The organism is Streptomyces sp. NPDC088246 (assembly GCF_044741025.1).
Lineage (GTDB): Bacteria > Actinomycetota > Actinomycetes > Streptomycetales > Streptomycetaceae > Streptomyces.
The window spans coordinates 22,193-43,870 of sequence record NZ_JBIURV010000022.1; the positions used below are offsets into that span (position 1 = coordinate 22,193).

The 21,678-nt window shown below is 70.4% G+C and carries 20 protein-coding genes; 17 read left to right on the forward strand and 3 right to left on the reverse strand.

The window, feature by feature from the left end:
* The first annotated feature begins 8 nt into the window (after positions 1-8).
* Entirely contained in the window at positions 9-1,001 is a 993-nt protein-coding gene (locus tag ACIPEK_RS27525; protein WP_383070314.1) for an adenosine deaminase, read from the forward strand.
* Here ACIPEK_RS27525 and ACIPEK_RS27530 read toward each other — a convergent pair.
* On the reverse strand, positions 965-2,323 hold the full coding sequence (locus ACIPEK_RS27530; protein WP_402001181.1) for an MFS transporter: 1,359 nt from the start codon (positions 2,321-2,323) through the stop codon (positions 965-967). The genes ACIPEK_RS27525 and ACIPEK_RS27530 overlap by 37 nt on opposite strands.
* A gap of 334 nt (positions 2,324-2,657) precedes the next feature.
* Here ACIPEK_RS27530 and ACIPEK_RS27535 point away from each other — a divergent pair, with 334 nt between their 5' ends.
* From ACIPEK_RS27535 to ACIPEK_RS27575, 9 genes are all read left to right on the forward strand, one after another.
* Positions 2,658-3,782, forward strand: coding sequence for a carbohydrate kinase family protein (locus tag ACIPEK_RS27535; RefSeq protein WP_402001184.1), 1,125 nt, complete (start codon positions 2,658-2,660; stop codon positions 3,780-3,782).
* Positions 3,783-3,921: 139 nt separating this feature from the next.
* Complete coding sequence (locus tag ACIPEK_RS27540) at positions 3,922-4,950, forward strand: PhoH family protein (RefSeq protein WP_402001187.1); 1,029 nt, start codon at positions 3,922-3,924, stop codon at positions 4,948-4,950.
* Positions 4,951-4,962: 12 nt separating this feature from the next.
* Positions 4,963-5,460: an rRNA maturation RNase YbeY gene (gene ybeY, locus ACIPEK_RS27545; protein ID WP_327275325.1), complete on the forward strand. Its 498-nt coding sequence runs from the start codon at positions 4,963-4,965 to the stop codon at positions 5,458-5,460.
* The gene (locus ACIPEK_RS27550; RefSeq protein ID WP_402001190.1) at positions 5,457-6,749 is read left to right on the forward strand and encodes a hemolysin family protein; all 1,293 of its coding nucleotides are present in this window, start codon (positions 5,457-5,459) and stop codon (positions 6,747-6,749) included. The genes ybeY and ACIPEK_RS27550 overlap by 4 nt, the downstream gene beginning before the upstream one ends.
* Positions 6,746-7,099: an MmcQ/YjbR family DNA-binding protein gene (locus tag ACIPEK_RS27555; protein ID WP_383967632.1), complete on the forward strand. Its 354-nt coding sequence runs from the start codon at positions 6,746-6,748 to the stop codon at positions 7,097-7,099. Before ACIPEK_RS27550 ends, ACIPEK_RS27555 begins: the two co-directional genes overlap by 4 nt.
* A gap of 58 nt (positions 7,100-7,157) precedes the next feature.
* Positions 7,158-7,511 carry a cytidine deaminase gene (locus ACIPEK_RS27560; RefSeq protein ID WP_402001193.1) on the forward strand — a complete coding sequence of 118 codons (354 nt, stop codon included), beginning with the start codon at positions 7,158-7,160 and terminating at the stop codon, positions 7,509-7,511.
* Between the two features lie 216 nt (positions 7,512-7,727).
* Positions 7,728-9,110: a beta-xylosidase gene (locus ACIPEK_RS27565; protein WP_402001196.1), complete on the forward strand. Its 1,383-nt coding sequence runs from the start codon at positions 7,728-7,730 to the stop codon at positions 9,108-9,110.
* Positions 9,111-9,198: 88 nt separating this feature from the next.
* Positions 9,199-10,143, forward strand: coding sequence for a WxL protein peptidoglycan domain-containing protein (locus ACIPEK_RS27570; protein ID WP_402001199.1), 945 nt, complete (start codon positions 9,199-9,201; stop codon positions 10,141-10,143).
* A gap of 62 nt (positions 10,144-10,205) precedes the next feature.
* Positions 10,206-11,234 carry a GTPase Era gene (locus ACIPEK_RS27575; RefSeq protein ID WP_402001202.1) on the forward strand — a complete coding sequence of 343 codons (1,029 nt, stop codon included), beginning with the start codon at positions 10,206-10,208 and terminating at the stop codon, positions 11,232-11,234.
* A gap of 164 nt (positions 11,235-11,398) precedes the next feature.
* Here the strand turns inward: ACIPEK_RS27575 and ACIPEK_RS27580 are convergent, their stop codons facing one another.
* Together ACIPEK_RS27580 and ACIPEK_RS27585 are read right to left on the reverse strand one after the other, a co-directional pair.
* On the reverse strand, positions 11,399-11,665 hold the full coding sequence (locus ACIPEK_RS27580) for a protealysin inhibitor emfourin (RefSeq protein WP_383070294.1): 267 nt from the start codon (positions 11,663-11,665) through the stop codon (positions 11,399-11,401).
* Between the two features lie 36 nt (positions 11,666-11,701).
* On the reverse strand, positions 11,702-12,778 hold the full coding sequence (locus tag ACIPEK_RS27585) for a M4 family metallopeptidase (RefSeq protein ID WP_402001205.1): 1,077 nt from the start codon (positions 12,776-12,778) through the stop codon (positions 11,702-11,704).
* Between the two features lie 295 nt (positions 12,779-13,073).
* On the opposite strand from ACIPEK_RS27585, the gene leuA reads away from it, so the two are divergent.
* The 7 genes from leuA (at position 13,074) to ACIPEK_RS27620 (ending at position 21,659) form a co-directional block, all read left to right on the forward strand.
* Positions 13,074-14,870: a 2-isopropylmalate synthase gene (gene leuA, locus ACIPEK_RS27590; protein WP_402001208.1), complete on the forward strand. Its 1,797-nt coding sequence runs from the start codon at positions 13,074-13,076 to the stop codon at positions 14,868-14,870.
* Positions 14,871-15,109: 239 nt separating this feature from the next.
* Positions 15,110-15,787 carry a TerB family tellurite resistance protein gene (locus ACIPEK_RS27595; RefSeq protein WP_383070288.1) on the forward strand — a complete coding sequence of 226 codons (678 nt, stop codon included), beginning with the start codon at positions 15,110-15,112 and terminating at the stop codon, positions 15,785-15,787.
* Positions 15,788-15,946: 159 nt separating this feature from the next.
* Positions 15,947-18,049: an MMPL family transporter gene (locus ACIPEK_RS27600; protein ID WP_402001211.1), complete on the forward strand. Its 2,103-nt coding sequence runs from the start codon at positions 15,947-15,949 to the stop codon at positions 18,047-18,049.
* A 24-nt stretch (positions 18,050-18,073) separates the two neighbouring features.
* A complete protein-coding gene (locus ACIPEK_RS27605) occupies positions 18,074-19,318 on the forward strand; it encodes a sensor histidine kinase (RefSeq protein ID WP_402001214.1) in 1,245 nt (414 codons plus the stop codon).
* Entirely contained in the window at positions 19,315-19,998 is a 684-nt protein-coding gene (locus ACIPEK_RS27610) for a response regulator (RefSeq protein WP_402001216.1), read from the forward strand. Before ACIPEK_RS27605 ends, ACIPEK_RS27610 begins: the two co-directional genes overlap by 4 nt.
* Positions 19,999-20,055: 57 nt before the next feature.
* Complete coding sequence (gene recO, locus ACIPEK_RS27615) at positions 20,056-20,802, forward strand: DNA repair protein RecO (RefSeq protein ID WP_093897111.1); 747 nt, start codon at positions 20,056-20,058, stop codon at positions 20,800-20,802.
* Between the two features lie 35 nt (positions 20,803-20,837).
* Positions 20,838-21,659 carry an isoprenyl transferase gene (locus ACIPEK_RS27620; RefSeq protein ID WP_383070280.1) on the forward strand — a complete coding sequence of 274 codons (822 nt, stop codon included), beginning with the start codon at positions 20,838-20,840 and terminating at the stop codon, positions 21,657-21,659.
* The last annotated feature ends 19 nt before the right edge of the window (positions 21,660-21,678 follow it).

Sequence of the window (21,678 nt, forward strand, 5' to 3'; positions counted from 1 at the left end):
AAAAACCCGTGCACCTCCCCAAAGCCGAACTCCACCTCCACATCGAAGGAACCCTCGAACCCGAGCTGGCCTTCGCGCTCGCCGAACGCAACGGCGTGCAGCTGCCGTACGCGAACACCGAAGAGCTCCGCACCGCCTATCTCTTCGACGATCTGCAGACCTTCCTCGATCTGTACTACGCCCTGATGGCGGTGCTCCGGACCGAGGAGGACTTCGAGGAACTCGCCGACGCGTATCTCACCCGCGCCGCCGCCCAGGGCGTCCGGCACGCGGAGATCTTCTTCGACCCGCAGGCACACACCGCCCGCGGCGTCCCGATCGGCACCGTCGTCGACGGGCTCGGCCGGGCGCTGGACCGCAGCGAGGAGAAGCACGGCATCTCCACCCAGCTGATCATGTGCTTCCTGCGCGACCAGTCGGCCGAGTCGGCGCTGGAGACCCTGGAGGCCGCGAAGCCGTATCTGCACCGGATCAGCGCGGTCGGCCTCGACTCGGCGGAGGTCGGGCACCCGCCCGTCAAGTTCCGTGAGGTGTACGAGGCGGCCGGGGCGCTCGGGCTGCGCAAGGTCGCCCATGCCGGCGAGGAGGGCCCGCCCGAGTACATCCGGGAGGCCCTGGACGTCCTCGGGGCCGAGCGTATCGACCACGGGCTGCGCTGCATGGAGGACGCGGACCTGGTGAAGCGGCTGGCCGCCGAGCGGGTGCCGCTCACCCTCTGCCCGCTGTCCAACGTGCGGCTGCGCGCCATCGACACGCTGGAGGAGCACCCGCTGCGGGCCATGATGGCCGCCGGACTGCTCTGCACGGTGAACTCCGACGACCCCGCCTATTTCGGCGGATACGTCGGGGACACCTTCCACGCCGTCCACGAGACGCTCGGCCTGGACCACGAGCAGTTGCGTACGCTGGCGCGCAACTCCTTCGAGGCGGCCTTCCTCGACCACGACGAGGAGCGCAGGACGCGCTATCTGGCCGAGGTCGAGGCGTACGAGTTCGACTGACCGGCCGCACCCGACGGGCCGGCCGTCCGGAACGCGTTCCTGACCGGGCGCCTGCGACGCAGCGCGGGCAGGCTGATCTCCGTGACGGCCTGCTCGGGCGCGCCCAGCTTGGGCACGGCACCGGGTACCGCTCCGGTGGTGACGGCGAGCAGCGCGGCCGGTGCGCCGCCCCTGCGGCGCACCGATCCCGGCACCAGCGGGCGGCCACCGGTGTGCAGGGCGACAGCCGTGACCGGGGCCGCGACCAGGAGCGTGACGGCGCCCAGGATCAGCCCCATGACCGGGTAGCCGGCCTGCTCGGACAGCACGCTGCCGAGCACCGGTCCGCAGGCCACTCCGACGGATGACGCGGAGCCCGCGAGCACCGCCCAGCGACCGCGTACGTCCAGGGAAGCGGCCAGGCCGATCAGATACGACAGGACCACCGGGTAGACGGTGTTCCACAGGATCTCGCCGGTCGCGAACGAACCGAGATTCCCGGCCGACGAGCTGAGCACGATGCTCACCGCGATGATCACGGTGCCCATGCCGATCGGCACCGCGCGGCCGAGCCTCGCGCCCAGCACCCCGGCGCCCATCACCCCGAGCAGACCCGCACCGAGCGCGGCGGCGAACACCGCACCGACGGTGACCTCGGAGAGCCCGGCCTGGACCACACCGATCCGGCCGCTGACGCCCCACAGCGCGTTCTGTGCCATGGACCAGACGAGCATTCCGCCCGCCAGCACCAGACCGGAACGGCGGTGCGGCAACCGGCCGGCGACGGGGGCGGCGGGACCGCTGGGCGCGGCACCGCCGAGCCGCGCGGTGGCGGGCCAGACGAACAGGGCGGCCAGGGCGATCGAGGCGAACGGCAGCCGGTGGCCGCCGCCGAGGTGCGGGATCGTCAGATACAGGGCGCCCGCCGTCGCGGAGACGCTGAGCAGCCCCAGCGACGAGGTCCGGTGCGGATCGCGCTGGGCGGCGATGCCCGCTGCGGCCACCGCGGTCGCCGTGCCGGAGCCGAAGCCGCCGATCATCGCGCCCATGACCACCAGCGGCACGGAGCCTGCCAGCGCTGCGCAGCCGTACCCCACCATGGCCAGCACCAGTCCGGTCCGGGCCGCCCTTCGCGGGCCGTACACCTCGACCCGGCCCGCCAGCGTGAACCCGGCGGTGGCTGAGCTCAGCAGCAGGGCGCTGCCCACCAGACCGGCCTGGGCCGTACTGAGGCCCAGATGGACGGAGAGCCGTCCGACGATGGTGGGGAGCAGATAGGCGGCGAGGTAACCGGCGGTGAACACGGCGACCAGGGGCCACGCGGCGCGAGGGCGCGAGGACATGGGCGTTCCTGAAGACATGCCGAAGGAGGCAGAGAAGGCAGGGGAGGGCAATGCGGGAAACACGGGGGAGGCGGGGCACGCGGCGACTGTCGCCGACGGGGCTCGCGGGCCAATTTGTATCAACTGCGTCAGGCTGGCCGAAAGGCGCCCCTGTGTGATCTGGGCCACATATGCGTTTGCCCTCCGGCCGTCCGGGTAGCAGCGTTCGTTTGCGCAGGTCAGCGTCTGTATGTGCGGGGTCGCCCCCGACCCTCCGGAAGCGGCGGCGCGGACCCTCCGGTTACGGGGGTGAATCGGGCACACTGGCCAGATCTGCCACGACCGGGGAGTGCAAGTGAGCACACACATTCCAGGCATCGACCCACTGGACGGGCTGCGCGCCCCTCAGGACCCGGACTGCGACGTCTTCCTCACCGGCACGGTCTTCCTCGACATCGTCTTCACCGGCCTGGACAGCGCCCCGGTGCGCGGTACCGAGTCCTGGGCGCGCGGCATGGGTTCCAGCCCCGGCGGGGTCGCCAACATGGCCACCGCGCTGGCCCGGCTGGGACTGCACACCTCGCTGGCCGCGGCGTTCGGCGACGACCACTACGGGGAGTACTGCTGGGATGCCCTGGAGCAGGGTGAGGGCATCGACCTGTCGATGTCGCACACCGTCCCCGGCTGGCACTCGCCGGTGACCGTCTCGATGGCGTACGAGGGCGAGCGGACGATGGTCTCGCACGGCCACGAGGCCCCGGGCCCCGCTGACACCCCCGGCGTCGCGGTCCCCGCCGAGGAACCCGCGTTCCCGAGCTGCCCGCCCCGTGCCCGGGCCGCCATTGCCTCGCTCGTCCCCGGCCGCAGCGAGCCCTGGGTCGCCAGGGCGGCCAGGAACGGCGCCCGGATCTTCGCCGACGTCGGCTGGGACGAGACCGGCCGCTGGGACCTTGACGCCCTCGTCGACCTGGAGCACTGCCAGGCCTTCCTGCCCAACGCCGAGGAGGCGATGCGCTACACCCGCACCGACTGCCCGCGCGCCGCCGCCCACGCCCTGGCCGAGCGGGTGCCGCTCGCCGTGGTCACCCTGGGCGCGGAGGGCGCGTACGCGGTGGACGCGGTGACCGGGGCGAGCGCCGAGGTACCCGCGATCGAGGTCGAGGCGCTGGACCCGACCGGGGCGGGCGATGTCTTCGTCGCCGGATTCGTCACCGGCACCCTGGCGGACTGGCCGCTGGCCGACCGGCTGGCCTTCGCCGGGCTCACCGCGGCGCTCTCGGTGCAGGAGTTCGGCGGATCGCTGTCGGCGCCGGACTGGGAGGAGATCGCCGCCTGGTGGCAGCAGGTCCGCACGTTCGCCGACCAGGACCCGGCGGCGCTGCAGCGATACGCGTTCCTGGAGGAACTGCTGCCCGCGACCGCCCGGCCGTGGCCGCTGCGCCGGGCCGTCCCGACGATCGGCTTCCGCCGCCCGGCGTAACCCTGGGCACATGTGTTCGCAGCCTGTGCGAAAAAGCCCTCGGTGTTGTCAGTGCGGAGTCGTACGCTTGGTAATCCAGAGGTTGTCGATCGGCGAGAACCTTGCAACGGGAGGTATGTGCAGGCCACAGAGCCGGCCCATGACTCAGACACCCACAGCCCAGACCCCCGCGCCGGGGCAGGCACGAGCCCAGTTCACCGTTCCGGCCAAGCATCCGATGGTGACCGTTCTGGGCTCAGGTGACGCCCTGCTGCGCGTGATCGAGACGGCCTTCCCGGCGGCCGACATCCATGTCCGGGGAAATGAGGTCAGCGCCGCCGGAGACGCGACGGAAGTCGCCCTGATCCAGCGCCTGTTCGACGAGATGATGCTGGTGCTCCGCACCGGTCAGCCGATGACGGAGGACGCAGTGGAACGCTCGATCGCCATGCTCAGGGCGAGTGAGAGCGGCGAGGGGGACGGCCCTGAGACACCGGCCGAGGTGCTCACCCAGAACATCCTCTCCAGCCGCGGTCGCACGATCCGCCCCAAGACGCTCAATCAGAAGCGGTACGTCGACGCCATCGACAAGCACACAGTCGTCTTCGGTATCGGCCCCGCGGGCACCGGCAAGACCTATCTCGCCATGGCGAAGGCGGTCCAGGCCCTGCAGTCCAAGCAGGTCAACCGGATCATCCTGACCCGTCCCGCCGTCGAGGCGGGCGAGCGGCTCGGCTTCCTGCCGGGCACTCTCTACGAGAAGATCGACCCATATCTGCGCCCGCTCTACGACGCGCTCCACGACATGCTCGACCCCGACTCGATCCCGCGGCTGATGGCGGCGGGCACGATCGAGGTGGCGCCCCTGGCGTACATGCGCGGCCGCACGCTCAATGACGCGTTCATCATTCTCGACGAGGCGCAGAACACCAGCGCCGAGCAGATGAAGATGTTCCTGACCCGGCTCGGTTTCGACTCGAAGATCGTCGTCACCGGTGACGTCACTCAGGTCGACCTGCCGAACGGGACCAAGAGCGGTCTGCGTCAGGTCCAGGACATCCTGGACGGCGTCGAGGACGTGCACTTCTCCCGGCTCACCTCCCAGGATGTCGTCCGGCACAAGCTGGTCGGCCGTATCGTCGACGCGTACGAAAAGTACGACAGCCGAGACAGCCACAAACGGAAGTAGTCGCAGCGCACCATGTCGATCGACGTCAACAACGAGTCCGGAACCGAGGTCGACGAGCAGGCGATCCTCGACATCGCCCGCTACGCGCTCGCGCGGATGCGGATCCACCCGCTCTCCGAACTCTCGGTGATCGTGGTGGACACCGACGCCATGGAGCAGCTCCACATCCAGTGGATGGACCTGCCGGGACCCACGGATGTCATGTCCTTCCCGATGGACGAACTCCGTCCGCCGTCCAAGGACGACGAGGAGCCCCCGCAGGGGCTCCTCGGTGACATCGTGCTCTGCCCGGAGGTCGCCAAGAAGCAGGGTGAGGACGCGGAGACGCAGCACTCCATGGACGAGGAGCTCCAGCTCCTCACCGTCCATGGAGTGCTGCACCTCCTCGGGTACGACCACGAGGAGCCGGACGAGAAGGCCGAGATGTTCGGTCTCCAGGCCGCGATCGTCGACGGCTGGCGCGCCGAGCACGGCCTGACCGGCCCGTCGCCCGCGCCCACCGTGTCGTGAGCGTTCCCCTCGTCCTCGGTGCCGTCCTGCTGGTCGTCGTCGGCTGGCTGGCCGCCTGTGCGGAGGCGGGCATCGCCCGTACGTCCAGTTTCCGGGCCGCCGAGGCGGTCCGATCCGGCCGGCGCGGCAGCCAGAAGCTGGAACAGGTCGCGGCGGATCCGACCCGTTATCTCAATGTCGCCCTGCTGGTGCGGGTCGCCTGCGAGATGTCGGCCGGTGTGCTCGTCACGTACGCCTGTCTGAAGGAGTTCCCGGAGACCTGGGAGGCGCTGGCCGTCGCCATGGCCGTGATGGTTCTCGTCTCCTATGTCGCCATCGGTGTGTCGCCGCGCACCATCGGCCGCCAGCACCCGCTGAACACGGCCACGGCAGCGGCGTACGTCCTGCTGCCGCTGGCCAGGATCATGGGCCCCATCCCGCAGCTGCTGATCCTCATCGGCAACGCGCTGACGCCGGGCAAGGGGTTCCGCAAGGGGCCGTTCGCCAGCGAGGCCGAACTGCGGGCGATGGTCGACCTCGCCGAGCAGGAGTCGCTGATCGAGGACGAGGAGCGCCGCATGGTGCACTCGGTCTTCGAGCTCGGTGACACGCTCGTACGCGAGGTCATGGTGCCGCGGACCGACCTGGTCTGCATCGAGCGCTACAAGACGATCCGGCAGGCGCTGACCCTGGCGCTGCGCTCCGGTTTCTCGCGGATCCCCGTCACCGGGGAGAACGAGGACGACATCGTCGGCATCGTGTACCTCAAGGACCTGGTCCGCAAGACGCACATCAACCGGGAGTCGGAGGCCGATCCGGTCTCCACGGCGATACGGCCGGCGGCGTTCGTGCCCGACACGAAGAACGCCGGTGATCTGCTGCGCGAGATGCAGCAGGACCGCAGCCATGTCGCCGTTGTGATCGACGAGTACGGCGGCACGGCGGGCATCGTCACCATCGAGGACATCCTCGAAGAGATCGTCGGCGAGATCACCGACGAGTACGACCGCGAACTCCCGCCCGTCCAGGAGCTGGAGAACGGCTGCTTCCGGGTGACCGCGCGCCTCGACATCGGCGACCTCGGGGAGCTGTTCGGCCTCGACGAGTACGACGACGAGGATGTGGAAACGGTCGGCGGACTGCTCGCGAAGGCGCTGGGCCGGGTGCCGATCGCCGGGGCGTCGGCGGTCGTCGACCTGCCGGACGGCCGCCGGCTGCGGCTGACCGCGGAGTCCCCGGCGGGCCGCCGGAACAAGATCGTCACGGTGCTGGTGGAGCCCGTGGGGCCCCAGGGGGTGGACGCGGGGTGACTCCGCAGCAGCTGAGGGCGTTCTGCCTGGAGTTCAACGCGAGCGTCGAGGAGTTCCCGTTCGGGCCGGAGGCGTCCGTCTTCAAGGTGCTCGGCAAGATGTTCGCCCTCACCGCGCTGGATGCGCGACCGCTGACGGTGAACCTCAAGTGCGATCCGGACGAGGCGGTGCGGCTGCGGGAGGAGTACGACGCGGTGGTGCCGGGCTGGCACATGAACAAGCGGCACTGGAACACGGTGACGGTGTCCGGGGTGCCGGACCGGGTGCTCCGTGAGCTGATCGAGGACTCCTACGACCTGGTGGTGGCGGGGCTGCCGAAGGCGGAACGGCTGCGGCTGGACCGGGCGTAGGTCCCCGCGGGGGTGGGGCGGGGCGGGGAACAGGCCCCCCGGTTCGTATGCTCGGCACATGACTGAGAGCACCGACCTCGGCCCCGAGGACCGCAAGATCGTCACGCTGGCGCGCAGCGCCCGCGCCCGCAACGGTGTCCCGGAGGGCGCGGCCGTACGGGACGAGACCGGACGTACGTACGTCGCGGGCACCGTGCAGCTGGAGTCTCTGAAGCTCAGCGCGCTGCAGACCGCCGTGGCGATGGCCGTGGCCAGCGGCGCCACCTCGCTGGAGGCGGCCGCGGTCGTCTCCGAGGCGCAGACCCCGTCGGACACGGACCGCGCCGCGGTACGGGACCTGGGCGGCCCGGACACACCGGTACTGCTCGCCGGACCCGACGGCGCGCTGCGGGTCAGCGTGACGGCGGGCTGACGCCGACAGAATCCTCACACCGTGTACGAACGCCCCGCACCCCACCGGCGCGGGGCGTTCGCACACCGTGTGAGGGGAATGAGGATCTTGACAGCATCTGATGGCCCATCAGTCGGTGCATTTCGCTTCCATTGACTTCTCTTCGGCCGGAGTCGTCAATGGGCCCCCTGTCGGCGCAGACGAGCCGCTGCGCCGCATCCGGCAGGAGGGGGCTCCATGCGTCCGACCGTTCGAAGAATCAGCCTGCGAAGATCCGATGTCCGAAAACGTCCCGCGCGCGGCCGCCGCTGGGCCGCCGCGCTGGGCGTGGGCGCGCTCGTCGTCGCCGGGGGAGGGGGACTCGCAGGCCCCGCGCAGGCCATGGCGACGGCCTCCGTACCGGTGGACTTCCCCACCCACTGCATTCCGCCGGCCATCGCGGGTATCCCGCCGATCGACGGGCCCACGAAGGCCGAGATCACCGTCGACAACGCCGCCCCGGAGGTGGGCGACACGGTCACGGTCACGTACACCGTCGTCAAACCGGCCGCGGGCAACCCGGTCGATCTGGCGCTGCCCGCCGACATCATGACGCCGACCGGCAAGGTCACTGTCGGCGGCGCGCAGTCCGCGAGCGTCACCGTCGCGGGCCCGAAGAAGAACGACCCCGTACCCGGCAAGGGCGACTTCCCGCCGTTCTCGATGACCGGCACCTTCACGGTCACCGCACCCGGTCGGATCACGCTGTCGCCCGGCGACTACAACATCCACACCAGCTACATCATGGAGCTGGACACCCCCTGCACAGTGACGAACCCGCCCGCTCCCGTCTCCCAGACGATCATCGCGACGGACGGCGGCGGCCAGGTCAACGAGCGTGCCATCCAGCTCGGGACCGCATCCGGCAAGGCGGGCGACGCTGTCACCGTGACCGGGTCGAAGTTCACCGCGGGTGCGGACATCACCCTCGCGGGCCGGGCCGGTGACACCCGGACCGCCGACACGGCCACCGTCAAGGCGGACGGCTCCGGCGGCTTCAGCGGCCGGCTCACCGTCAACGATCCGGCGACCACCGGCATCGTCGCCTACGAGGGCGGCAACTGGGACGCGGCCAGGGGCGCGGGCCCGCAGGCCTACACCGTCACCAGTGGCGGCGGCGAGATCCCGGACGGCAGCCAGCAGCTCAACTCGTCCGTCAAGGCGGGCACGCTGTCCATGGTCCAGGCCGGGGACACCGTCGAGATGTCGGCGGTCGACTTCGGGAAGGGCGGCGCCTCCCGCGGCTCCCTGCAGACGGTGACGGTCGAGGACTACCGCGGTGGCCCCGCCGGCTGGTCCCTGACCGGAAAAGTCACCGACTTCAAGGGCCCCGGCGGCGCGACGATCGGCGCATCCGCACTCGGCTGGACCCCGGTCTGCGCGACGAAGGCCGGCAGTCCCAGCACCTGTGCGGCCGGTTCCGCGGGACCGGTCGGCAGCGCGGGCGCCACGCTGGCGTCCACGCCGAACGGGAACTTCACCGGCGGCGAGTTCACCGTCGACGCCCGGCTCGCGCTGAACGTACCGGCGTACACCGCCCCCGGCGCGTACTCCGGCGTGCTCACCCTCACCCTCACGTGACCGAGCAGCCCCGATCAACCGGTGGACCGGGCGCGCACCCGCCCGGACCGCTCCGAACCGAGACCGACCGACCCGGAGGCCCCGCACCGTGCGCAAGCTGTACGTACTCCTCGTGGCCGGCGCCCTCATGCTGATCGGAGCCCCTGCGGTCCACGCCGCGGACAACGGCAGCTGGTCGGTCTACCCGGCGACCACACAGACCGGGCAGCGCCCCTACTTCTACCTCTCCGCCGACCCCGGCGCCACGCTCGACGACAAGGTCACCGTCACCAACAAGACGGACCGGCCGCAGACCTTCCGGCTGTACGCGGCCGACGCCTACAACACCGCACGCGACGGCGGATTCGCCGTCCGTGCCCAGAACGAGAAACAGCGCTCGGTCGGCGCCTGGGCGAGGACCGACCGCGAACGGGTCACCGTGCGCCCGCACGGCTCGGTCACCGTCCTGGTCACCATCACCGTCCCGAAGGACGCCGAGCCGGGCGACCACCCCGGCGCACTCGTCGCCCTCGACGAACGCATCGACCCCGCCGACGCGGGAGCCGTCGCCGTCGGCATCCAGAAGGCGGTGGGTGCCCGGATCTATCTGCGGATCAACGGACCGACCATGCCCGCGCTCTCCGTCGACGACGTCGAGGTCGAGCACACCCAGCCGCTGGTCCCGGGCACCGGCAGGAGCCGGGCCGTCATCTCGTACACGCTCCACAACCGGGGCAATGTCACCCTCAACCCCAAGGTCGCTCTCAAGGCCGAGGGCCTCTTCGGCCGCACCCTGCTCGCCCGGGATCTCAAGAAGATCCCCTCCGAACTGCTGCCCCGCCAGCAGGTCAGGCTGACCGAACAGTGGGCCGACGCGCCCCAGCTGGAATGGGGCGAGATAGAACTGACCGCGAGCGCCCGCGACACCCGCGAGTCCGCCGCCGTCTCCTACTTCGCACTGCCCTGGCTGGTGGCCGGGGTCCTGCTGGTGATCGTCGGCGGGGGTACGGGGATGTGGATTCGGGCCCGTCGGAGCCGTACCCGCAGGGCCTGAGACGACGCGCGACAGGCCTCGCCGGGGCCCTTGGTACAGCGAGGCCGCCAGGATCGGGGACAATGGGCGCCATGAGCGTTCGACCTGACACAGAAGCCGCTGCACAGCAGGCTGCGAACAACGCCCCCCACCGGGCCGGCTTCGCCTGCTTCGTGGGCCGCCCCAACGCGGGCAAGTCCACCCTCACGAACGCTCTGGTCGGCCAGAAGGTGGCGATCACCTCCAACCGGCCCCAGACCACCCGGCACACCGTGCGCGGCATCGTGCACCGCGAGGACGCGCAGCTGATCCTCGTCGACACCCCCGGCCTCCACAAGCCGCGCACGCTGCTGGGCGAGCGTCTCAACGACGTCGTACGGACCACCTGGGCCGAGGTCGACGTCATCGGGTTCTGCCTGCCCGCCGACCAGAAGCTCGGCCCCGGCGACAAGTACATCGTCAAGGAACTCGCGGGCATCAAGAAGACCCCGAAGATCGCCGTCATCACCAAGACCGACCTGGTCGACTCCAAGCAGCTCGCCGAACAGCTGCTCGCCGTCTCCCGCCTCGGTGAGGAGCTCGGCTTCGAGTGGGCGGAGATCGTCCCGGTCTCCGCGGTCAAGGCTGAGCAGGAGGCAGGACGCAGTCCCTCGAACAAGGGTGGTGGTGGGAGAGGGGCCGGCCAGGTCGACCTGCTGGCCGATCTGATCGCCCCGCTGCTCCCGGAGAGCCCGCCGCTCTACCCGGAGGGCGACCTCACCGACGAGCCCGAGATGGTCATGGTCGCGGAGCTGATCCGCGAGGCCGCGCTCGAAGGCGTACGGGATGAGCTGCCGCACTCCATCGCGGTCGTCGTCGAGGAGATGCTGCCGCGCGAGGACCGCCCGGCGGACAAGCCGCTGCTCGATATCCACGCCAACGTCTACATCGAGCGCCCCAGCCAGAAGGGCATCATCATCGGCCCGAAGGGCAAGCGGCTGAAGGACGTCGGCACGAAGTCGCGCAAGCACATCGAGGCACTGCTCGGTACGCCGGTCTTCCTGGACCTGCATGTGAAGGTGGCCAAGGACTGGCAGCGCGATCCGAAGCAGCTGCGGAAGCTGGGGTTCTGACCGCCGCCCCGGTCCGGCGGCCGGAGGCCGGCGCAGCTGCCCGGAGCCGCTGACGCCCTCCGGGGCCGAGGGGTGCGAGGGCGGCCGTGTGGATGGGGCCCGAAGCAGCTGCGGAAGCTGGGGTTCTGACCGCCGCCCCCGGTGGATTCAGCGGTACGCCTGTCTCACGCGCCCTCCTTCAGGACGCGTGAGATCAGTGCGCGCTGGGCTTCGGTCAGTCTCGGGTCCGCGCAGTGGACCGTCCGGTCGCCGACCGTGATCCGGTAGCGGAAGCCGTCCGGTACGCCCTGGGGCGGGGTGTGGTGGCCCGCGGCGAGCGCCGATTCGGCCAGGGCCTCCCACTCTGAGGCGTCGGCCCGTCCGGTGGTGTCGACCTCGCGGTGGCGTGCGATGCCGGCGAAGCCGCCGGTCCTGCTGACCTGAATCCGCATACGGTGTCCTCCATCGCCGGACGGGCCGGAACTGTTCTACGCGGTCGGGACGCCCACCTCCGACCATGCCTTCAGGACCGCCTCCGCCTCGTCGCCCTCCCCGAAGCGGCTGCGGGCCGCGGCCACGGTCAGCCGGGCGAAGGACGCGAAGTCCGCGTCCACGGCCAGTTGACCACCTGTGAGCACATCGAACCAGAGCTGCCCGGCCCGCTCCCACGCATTGCCGCCGAGTGCCGTCGCCAGCAGATAGAACGCGCGGTTCGGGATACCCGAGTTGAGGTGCACTCCGCCGTTGTCCTCGCTGGTGTGGACGTAGTCCTCCATCGACGCGGGCTGCGGGTCCTTGCCGAGTACGTCGTCGTCGTACGCGGTTCCCGGCGCCTTCATCGAGCGCAGGGCGTCGCCGTGGACCCGGGGCGCCAGCAGCCCGGCGCCGATCAGCCAGTCGGCCTGATCGGCGCTCTGGCCCAGCGAGTACTGCTTGACCAGGGAGCCGAAGACGTCGGACACCGATTCGTTGAGTGCGCCGGACTGGCCGTAGTAGCTCAGATTGGCGGTGTACTGGGTCAGGCCGTGCGCCAGCTCATGGGCGATCACGTCGATGGCGACGGTGAAGTCCAGGAAGATCTCCCCGTCCCCGTCGCCGAAGACCATCTGCTCGCCGTCGAAGAAGGCGTTGTTGTACTTCTCGTCGTAGTGCACGGAGCCGATCAGCGGCAGCCCGTTGCCGTCGATCGAACGGCGGCCGTACGCCTTGAGCAGCAGTTCGAAAGTGGCGCCGAGTCCCGCGTACGCGCGGTTGACGCTTGCGTCCTTCGTCGGCTCCTGGCCCTCGGCGCGGACCTCGGTGCCGGGCAGCTGGGTGCGGTGACGACAGTCGTACAGCGTCCGGTCGGGCTTGTCGGACGCCTCCCCCTCGGTCGCGGGGGCGACAGGCACGGTGGTGACCGTTGCCATCTGGCGGCGGGTGCGGCGGGCGGCGTCGCTCTCCAGGGTGCGGCGGGCGGGGCCCGCGAGATCGGGGTTGTCGGACTGCGACAGCTTGTCGAGGACATGGGGCGGCACGATGGTGCAGAAGACGGGGTGGAACCCGTGCTGAGACTGAGGCTGCATGGAGCCGACTGTGGCACTGGGTGATTGTGATGTCACCGGTTGCGACCAGGATTGATGAAATGGAGTGATTGATCACTCTTGGGTGTTTCCGGCGTCCGGTCCCGCATACTGATACGGGACGGACGCATCAGACGCCTCTCGACTACTCTCGTCGCATCATGCGTTTCGGGCTGCTTCTTCTTAGCTGCCGCGGCGAGGGCCTGTAGTCGTAGGCCGACCCCCTCCCCGCGGAGTCTGGTGTTGCAGCGACACAGTCGGCCGTCCCATTGGTTGGACCCCCGAGGAGCCGTACGCCATGACCGCCGCAAATCCCGCTCAGAGCCCCGCCGAGAACGCCGTCGGCCGCCCCACGCCGATCACCAACGCGACTCAGCTGCAGAAGCCGTCCGGGATGCCGATCCACAAGTACGGCCGCTACGAGGCCGTCGAGATCCCCGACCGCACCTGGCCGGACAACCGGATCACCGTCGCGCCCCGCTGGCTGTCCACCGATCTGCGCGACGGCAACCAGGCGCTGATCGACCCGATGTCGCCGGCCCGCAAGCGTGAGATGTTCGATCTGCTCGTACGCATGGGCTACAAGGAGATCGAGGTCGGCTTCCCGTCCTCCGGCGAGACCGACTTCGCGTTCGTCCGCTCCATCATCGAAGAAGGTGCGATCCCCGAGGACGTGACGATCTCCGTACTGACGCAGGCCCGCGAGGACCTGATCGAGCGGACCGTCGAATCCATCGTCGGCGCCCGCCGCGCGACCGTGCACCTGTACAACGCGACGGCACCCACCTTCCGCCGGGTCGTCTTCCGCGGCTCGAAGGACGACATCAAGCAGATCGCCGTGGACGGCACCCGGCTGGTCATGGAGTACGCGGAGAAGCTGCTGGGCCCGGAGACGATCTTCGGCTACCAGTACAGCCCCGAGATCTTCACCGACACCGAGCTGGATTTCGCCCTGGAGGTCTGCGAGGCGGTCTGTGACGTCTGGCAGCCGGAGGAGGGCCGCGAGATCATCCTCAACCTGCCCGCCACCGTGGAGCGTTCGACCCCGTCCACGCACGCGGACCGGTTCGAGTGGATGTCGCGCAACCTGTCGCGCCGCGAGTTCGTCTGTCTGTCGGTCCACCCGCACAACGACCGCGGCACCGCCGTCGCCGCCGCCGAACTGGCCATCATGGCCGGTGCGGACCGGATCGAGGGCTGCCTGTTCGGCCAGGGCGAGCGCACCGGCAACGTCGACCTGGTCACCCTGGGCATGAACCTGTTCTCGCAGGGTGTCGACCCGCAGATCGACTTCTCGCAGATCGACGAGATCCGCCGCACCAGCGAGTACTGCAACCAGATGGAGGTCCACCCGCGCCACCCCTACGCGGGCGACCTGGTCTACACCGCCTTCTCCGGCTCCCACCAGGACGCCATCAAGAAGGGCTTCGACGCCATGGAGGCCGACGCGGCCGCCCAGGGCAGGACGGTCGACGACATCGAGTGGGCGGTGCCGTACCTGCCGATCGACCCGAAGGATGTCGGCCGCAGTTACGAGGCCGTCATCCGGGTCAACTCGCAGTCCGGTAAGGGCGGAATCGCCTACGTCCTGAAGAACGACCACAAGCTGGACCTGCCGCGCCGGATGCAGATCGAGTTCTCCCGGATCATTCAGGCCAAGACCGATGCCGAGGGCGGCGAGGTCACGCCGACGCAGATCTGGTCCACGTTCCAGGACGAGTACCTGCCGAGCCCGGACAACGCTGCGGCTCAATGGGGTCGCGTACAGATCCGCTCCGGCCAGACCACGACCGGCTCCGACGGCCAGGACACCATCACCGTCGAGGCGACGGTGGACGGCGCGGACACCGTACTGACCGGTACCGGCAACGGCCCGATCTCCGCGTTCTTCGAAGCGCTGCAGGCCATCGGCATCGATGCCCGTCTGCTGGACTACACCGAGCACACCATGAGCGAGGGCGCCAGCTCCCAGGCCGCCTCGTACATCGAGTGCGCGATCGACGGAAAGGTCCTGTGGGGCATCGGCATCGACGCCAACACCACGCGCGCGTCGCTGAAGGCGGTCGTCTCCGCCGTCAACCGCGCCACCCGCTGACCCGGTGCCCGAAAGGGCATGAAGTCGCACGGCCGAAGACCCCGTCCACCCGCATCCGGGGGGCGGGGTTCGGCCATCTCCGGCGGTTGTGACGATCGAGGTGCTGACGTCACATCATGACTGTGGTTAACATCACGTCCACACGGCAATGTTGCCGGAGGGGGCACCTCCCGTGCCCTTGGGGCTACGGGGGAGTTACGGAGGTGTGCGACGTGCGGTCAGCCCTGGGACAACGCGCCATGAAGCTGCGTATCTGCGGCATCCGCACCATCTGGGACACCGTCGGTGACGGCGAGTTCTTCTGCCCCGGCTGCGGCGGCGACCGCAACTACCGTCGGCTCACCGGCCGTCGCCGCTTCGCGGTGCTCGGCGTGCCGATGCTGCGGCGCGGCACCGCGGGCCCCGTCGTCGAATGCGCCGCCTGCCGGGCGCAGTTCGACACCGATGTGCTCGACCACCCCACCACCACCCGGTTCTCCGCCATGCTCCGGGACGCCGTCCACACGGTCGCGCTCGGTGTCCTCGCGGCCGGCGGCACCACCTCCCGTACGGTTCTGGAGACCGCTGCCGCCACCGTGCGCGACGCCGGATTCGACGACTGCACGGAGGAACAGCTCTCCACCGTCGTCGAGGTCCTCTCCGCCGACATCGGCAACGGCTCCGCCTTCGACCCGGCGGCCGAGGCCTGCGGAGCGGCCCTCGCCATCGAACTGCACGAGGCGCTGGAACCCCTCGCCCCGCATCTGGCCCCCGCCGGACGCGAGTCGATCCTCCTGCAGGGCGCCAGGATCGCCCTCGCCGACGGCCCGTACGGGCCGTCGGAGCGCGAGGTGCTGACCACGGTCGGCGCGGCGCTGCAGCTCTGCGCCGAGGACACGGCCCGGCTGCTCGCCGCAGCGGCACGTACCCCCTCCTGAACGGCCCCGTCTGCACCGGGCGCATACTCCCGCGGGAGTAATCGGCCCCGTGCGCCCACCGTGGCAGTAGCCGCGAAGTCGGCCCCGGGCGCGACGTACCGGCCGCTTTGCGCCGGGAGTCTGGACAGGAACCAGACACCCGGCGGAAGGGGGCCCGTCATGAGGGCCGTAGTGGAATCACGTGGTACGCGGTCGCGGCCACGCAACCGGCGGCACGTACTGCCCTGGGCGATCCTGGCGCTCTGGGTCGCCGCGATCGCGCTCGCCGGGCCGTTGGCGGGCAAGCTCGGCGGCGTACAGACCAACCGTGCCGTCGACTACCTCCCGGCGAGCGCCGACTCCACCCAGGTGGCGAAGGTCCAGGACGCGCTGCCCGGCGGTGAGGCCACCGAACTCGTGCTCGTCTACCACCGCGACGGTGGACTGACCGCCGCCGACCGGACCCTGGCCGCCGAGCAGACCGCCCGGATCGCGAGCGGTCACCCGCTCACCGGGACCCCGCGCGCCGTCCCGTCCGAGGACGGTACGACGCTGATGTACCCGGTCTCCTCCACCGGCCCGGGACAGGACGACGACGCCAGGAACGCCTTCGTCGACGACGTCCGCGCGGTCGCCGAGGGCGGCGGCGGACTGAGCGTCGACGTCGGCGGCCCGGGGGCGCTGAACACCGACGCGAAGAAGGTCTACGCGTCCCTCGGCGGACCGCTGCTCTACACGACCGTCGCCGTCGTGGCGATCCTGCTGATCCTCATCTACCGCAGCCCGCTGCTGTGGCTGGTGCCGCTCGTCGTCGCGGGCGTCGCCGACGCCCTGTCCATGGCCGTGGTGTACGGGCTCAACCGCGGCTTCGACGTCACCGTCACCGGCCAGAGCTCCGCCGTGATGACCATCCTCGTCTTCGGCGCGGGCACCGACTACGCGCTGCTGCTCGTCTCCCGCTACCGGGAGGAACTCAGCCGCTTCGCCCGGCCGTACGACGCCATGGCCGCCGCCCTGCGCGGCTGCGGGCCCGCGGTCGTCGCCTCCTCGGGCACCGTCGCCGCCGGCCTGCTGTGCCTGCTCGCGGCCGACCTCAGCAGCAGCCGGGGCATGGGCCCCATCGCCGCCGTCGGGGTGCTCTGCGCGCTGCTCGCCATGACGACACTGCTGCCGGCGCTGCTGGTACTGCTCGGCCGCCGGGTGTTCTGGCCGCTCGTCCCCGCGTACGGTGGCGTGCCCGCTCGGCGACGTTCGCTGTTCGCCGCGATGGGCGGTACGGCCGGGCGCAGGCCGGTGGCCGTGCTCGCCTGCGGAGGCGTGCTGCTGGGCGCGCTGGCGCTCGGCGCGTTCAACCTGCCCGGAGATCTCAAGCAGGAGGACTCCTTCTCCAGCAAGCCGGAGTCGATCGCGGCGATGCAGACCCTTGCCGCCGCCTATCCAGGCCGCTCCACCCAGCCGATCACCGTGATCACCCCCACCGAACGGGCCGGTGCGACCCTGGCCGAGGCCCGTGCCACCGAGGGCGTCGCCGCCGTCGCACGCGGCCGCAGCGGCGGCGGCTGGACCGAACTGTCCGTCGTCGCCACCGACCGGCCCGAATCACCGGGGGAGCGGGCGACCATCGAGACCCTGCGCGACTCCTTGGACGGCAGCCATGTCGGCGGGCCCAGTGCCCAGCAGATGGACGCGGAGACGGCCAATGACCGCGACCTCAAGGCCGTCGTCCCGCTCGTCCTGATCTCCGTCCTGCTGATCCTGATCGCCCTGCTGCGCAGCCTCGTCGCGCCGCTGCTGCTCGTCGCCGCCGTCGTCGCCGTGTGGGGCGCCTCGCTCGGCATCGGCGGACTCGTCTTCGGACCGCTCTTCGGCATGAAGGGCACCGACCCCGGGCTGCCGCTGCTGAGCTTCGTCTTCCTGGTGGCGCTCGGCGTCGACTACGGCATCTTCCTGATGCACCGGGTCCGCGAGGAGACCCTCTCCGGCGCTACGCCGACCACCGCCGCGCTCACCGCGCTGCGCACCACGGGCGGCGTGATCGCCTCGGCGGGCCTGGTCCTCGCGGCCACCTTCGGGGTCCTGCTGAACATGCCGATCGTGAGCCTGGTCCAGATGGGCTTCGTCGTCGCCGTCGGCGTACTCCTCGACACCTTCCTCGTCCGCACCTATCTGGTCACCTCGGCGAGCGTGGCACTCCAGCGGAAGATCTGGTGGCCGGGCGCGCTCAGCCGGACCCCCGCCGCACCGGACGGCCCCCGCGAACCCGAACTCCTCACAACCGCCTGACGGTTCACCCACCCGTACCGGAGGATGGCAAGCGTGTCCCGAACCACGCGCCGTCGTGAGCGCATCCTGGCCGTCGTCAACCGCGACCCCATGGAAGCACCGCACAAGACGCGCACCGACGCCCTCATAGCCGGGGGCGCCGGTGCGCTCTGCGCCGTACTGGCCCTTCTCACCGACACCGCCCGGTCGCCCGACGCGCTCGGCTGGGTGCTGCTCATCGCGAGCGCCGTGCCGATCGTCTGGCGGCGGCGCAACCCGCTGCTCGCGCTGCTCGCCATGATTGCGCTCCTCATCCCGTACCACGCGCTCGACAACGCGCACACGGCGCCGATGCCGCAGACCTGGATCGCCCTCTACACCGTGGCGGTGACCGGCCGTCCGCTGCGCACAGTGCTGACCGGGGTCGGCGTCCTGTCCGTCATGGTGACGGTGGTGCTCACCATCAACACCCATGAGGGCTTGCAACTGCTGCGTATCTCGGGCTGGATCGTCGCCGTGCTGTTCTGCGGCGTCGACATGCGCGTCTACCGCCAGTACATGGCCTCCGTGCTGGAACGCGCCGAACGCGCCGAACGCACCCGTGAGGAGGAGGCCCGGCGGCGGGTCGCCGAGGAACGGCTGCGGATCGCCCGCGATCTGCACGATCTGCTGGCCCACAGCATCACCCTCATCGGCGTCCAGACCTCGGTGGCGTCGCACATCCTGACCGTCGACCCGGACCGGCTCGACCGGCGCGCGATCGCCGCATCGCTCGAGGACATCGCCGACACCTGCCGGGAGGCCCGGGCCGAGCTGCGCACCACCCTGGAGGTGCTGCGCGACGGCAGGCACGACAGTCACGGCCGGCACGACGCCGAAGGCCCGTTGCCCGATCTGGCGGCGCTGCCCGGTCTCGTACGGGCCGCCGAGGCGGCCGGGGCACACGTCGACCTCGCGGTACGCGCACCGGCCGGCCGGCTCGCCCCGGCGACCGGCGCGGCCGCGTACCGCATCGTGCAGGAGTCGCTGACCAACGCGGTACGGCACGCGGGAGCCGGTGTACAGGTCAGGGTCGCCGTGGCACCGGACGGCGGCAACGCGCTGCGAGTCACCGTCACCGACGACGGCACAGGACCCCCGAAGGGCGGTTCCGCACCAGGGTTCGGCATTGTGGGCATGCGGGAACGGGCCCGCAGCACGGGCGGCACGCTGGACGCGGGACCCCGCCCCGGAGGCGGATTCGAGGTCTCGGCGCTGCTGCCGTTCCAGGAGGTGGAGGCCACACCATGATCCGCGTACTGCTCGCCGACGACCAGACCCTGGTACGGGCGGCCTTCGCGATGCTTGTCGAGTCCGACCGGGACATGGAGGTCGTCGGCCAGGCAAGCAACGGTCTCGAAGCCGTCGAGCTGACCCGCGCGCACCGGCCCGACCTCGTCGTCATGGACATCCGGATGCCCGAGCTCGACGGCATCGAGGCGACCCGCCGCATCGCCGCCGACGAACACCTCGCCGGAGTGAAGGTGCTGGTCCTGACCACGTACGACACCGATGAACACATCGTCGACGCACTGCGCGCGGGCGCCTGTGGCTTTCTCGTCAAGGACACCAGGCCCGCCGAGCTCCTGGCCGCCATCAGGACCGTGGCGGCGGGCGAGTCCCTGCTCTCGCCCGGGCCGACCGCCCGGCTCATCGCCAGGCTGCTGAGCAGCCCCCGGACCCCGCCCGCCGGAGTACCGGGCGGTCCGGACCGCCTCTCCGAACGGGAGCGTCAGGTGCTCTGCCTCGTCGGGCGCGGGCTGAACAACGCCGAGATCGCCGAGACCCTCGGCCTCAGCCCGCTCACCGCGAAGACCCATGTCAGCCGGATCATGGGCAAGGTCGGCGCCCGCGACCGGGCCCAGCTGGTGATCGTCGCGTACGAATCGGGGCTGGTCGTACCGGCCGCCGGTGGGGCGGACGGAAAGTGAGCGGCCCCGGCCCGGGGGCGGGCCCGATGAGCCGTTCCCGTACCGGACAATGGACGCATGAGCTTGTTCCGGGACGACGGCGTGGTGCTGCGCACGCAGAAGCTGGGCGAGGCCGACCGGATCATCACGATCCTGACCCGCGGCCACGGCCGGGTGCGGGCCGTCGCGCGCGGCGTGCGGCGTACGAAGTCCAAGTTCGGGGCACGGCTGGAACCTTTCTCCCACGTCGACGTGCAGTTCTTCGCCCGGGGCAGCGAGCTGATCGGCCGCGGTCTGCCGCTCTGCACCCAGAGCGAGACGATCGCCCCGTACGGCGGCGGCATCGTGACCGATTACGCCCGCTATACCGCGGGCACCGCGATGCTGGAGACCGCCGAGCGGTTCACCGACCACGAGGGCGAGCCCGCGGTTCAGCAGTACCTGCTGCTCGTCGGAGGGCTGCGCACCCTCGCCCGCGGCGAACACGAGCCGCATCTCGTCCTCGACGCCTTCCTGCTGCGTTCGCTCGCCGTCAATGGCTACGCACCCAGCTTCGAGGACTGCGCGAAGTGCGGAATGCCCGGACCGAACCGGTTCTTCTCCGTCGCGGCAGGCGGCGTCATATGCGGCGACTGCCGGGTACCCGGCAGCGTCGTACCCTCGGCTGAGGCCGTCACCCTGCTGAGCGCGCTGCTCACCGGCGACTGGGAGACGGCGGACGCGTGCGAGGCGCGTCATGTCAGGGAGGGCAGCGGACTGGTGTCCGCCTATCTGCACTGGCATCTGGAGCGCGGACTGCGCTCACTGCGGTACGTAGAGAAGTGACACAGGCAGATCAGACACAGGGAGCGAGACAGTTCATGGCAGTACGCGGGATTCTCGGCGGCCGTAACCGGCGCGACTACAAGACCCCGGAGCCGCACCCCTCCGGTGCCACGCCCCCGAAGATCCCCGGCGAGCTGGTGCCCAAGCACGTCGCCGTCGTGATGGACGGCAACGGCCGCTGGGCCAAGGAACGCGGCCTCCCGCGCACCGAGGGCCACAAGGTCGGCGAGGGCGTCGTCATGGACGTCCTCAAGGGCTGCATCGAGATGGGCGTCAAGAACCTCTCGCTGTACGCGTTCTCCACGGAGAACTGGAAGCGGTCCCCGGAGGAAGTGAAGTTCCTGATGAACTTCAACCGGGACGTCATCCGCCGCCGCCGCGACGAGATGGACGAACTGGGCATCCGCATCCGCTGGGTGGGGCGCATGCCGAAGCTGTGGAAGTCCGTCGTCCAGGAGCTCCAGGTCGCCCAGGAGCAGACGAAGGACAACGACAAGATGACGCTGTACTTCTGCGTCAACTACGGCGGCAGGGCCGAAATCGCCGACGCCGCGCAGCGCATTGCCGAGGACGTCGCGGCCGGGAAGCTGGACCCGTCCAAGGTCAACGAGAAGACGTTCGCGAAGTACATCTACTACCCGGACATGCCGGACGTCGACCTCTTCGTCCGCCCCAGTGGCGAGCAGCGCACGTCCAACTACCTGATCTGGCAGAGCGCATACGCCGAGATGGTCTTCCAGGACGTGCTCTGGCCGGACTTCGACCGTCGCGACCTGTGGCGGGCATGCCTGGAGTTCGCCCAGCGGGACCGGCGCTTCGGCGGTGCGGTGGAGGCGGCCCAGGAGCCGAAGGGCTGAGGCAGGGGGGTCCGGGGGC

What these genes read in the sequence shown, in the direction of transcription:
- ACIPEK_RS27565 (WP_402001196.1), top strand. Translation starts at nt 7,728, where the DNA reads ATGCGTCCGACCGTTCGAAGAATCAGCCTGCGAAGATCCGATGTCCGA.
- ACIPEK_RS27580 (WP_383070294.1), bottom strand. Translation starts at nt 11,665, where the DNA reads ATGCGGATTCAGGTCAGCAGGACCGGCGGCTTCGCCGGCATCGCACGC.
- ACIPEK_RS27620 (WP_383070280.1), top strand. Translation starts at nt 20,838, where the DNA reads ATGGCAGTACGCGGGATTCTCGGCGGCCGTAACCGGCGCGACTACAAG.
- ybeY (WP_327275325.1), top strand. Translation starts at nt 4,963, where the DNA reads ATGTCGATCGACGTCAACAACGAGTCCGGAACCGAGGTCGACGAGCAG.
- ACIPEK_RS27575 (WP_402001202.1), top strand. Translation starts at nt 10,206, where the DNA reads ATGGGCGCCATGAGCGTTCGACCTGACACAGAAGCCGCTGCACAGCAG.
- ACIPEK_RS27610 (WP_402001216.1), top strand. Translation starts at nt 19,315, where the DNA reads ATGATCCGCGTACTGCTCGCCGACGACCAGACCCTGGTACGGGCGGCC.
- ACIPEK_RS27530 (WP_402001181.1), bottom strand. Translation starts at nt 2,323, where the DNA reads ATGTCCTCGCGCCCTCGCGCCGCGTGGCCCCTGGTCGCCGTGTTCACC.
- ACIPEK_RS27560 (WP_402001193.1), top strand. Translation starts at nt 7,158, where the DNA reads ATGACTGAGAGCACCGACCTCGGCCCCGAGGACCGCAAGATCGTCACG.
- leuA (WP_402001208.1), top strand. Translation starts at nt 13,074, where the DNA reads ATGACCGCCGCAAATCCCGCTCAGAGCCCCGCCGAGAACGCCGTCGGC.
- ACIPEK_RS27585 (WP_402001205.1), bottom strand. Translation starts at nt 12,778, where the DNA reads ATGCAGCCTCAGTCTCAGCACGGGTTCCACCCCGTCTTCTGCACCATC.
- ACIPEK_RS27540 (WP_402001187.1), top strand. Translation starts at nt 3,922, where the DNA reads ATGACTCAGACACCCACAGCCCAGACCCCCGCGCCGGGGCAGGCACGA.
- ACIPEK_RS27605 (WP_402001214.1), top strand. Translation starts at nt 18,074, where the DNA reads ATGGCAAGCGTGTCCCGAACCACGCGCCGTCGTGAGCGCATCCTGGCC.
- recO (WP_093897111.1), top strand. Translation starts at nt 20,056, where the DNA reads ATGAGCTTGTTCCGGGACGACGGCGTGGTGCTGCGCACGCAGAAGCTG.
- ACIPEK_RS27600 (WP_402001211.1), top strand. Translation starts at nt 15,947, where the DNA reads ATGAGGGCCGTAGTGGAATCACGTGGTACGCGGTCGCGGCCACGCAAC.
- ACIPEK_RS27595 (WP_383070288.1), top strand. Translation starts at nt 15,110, where the DNA reads ATGAAGCTGCGTATCTGCGGCATCCGCACCATCTGGGACACCGTCGGT.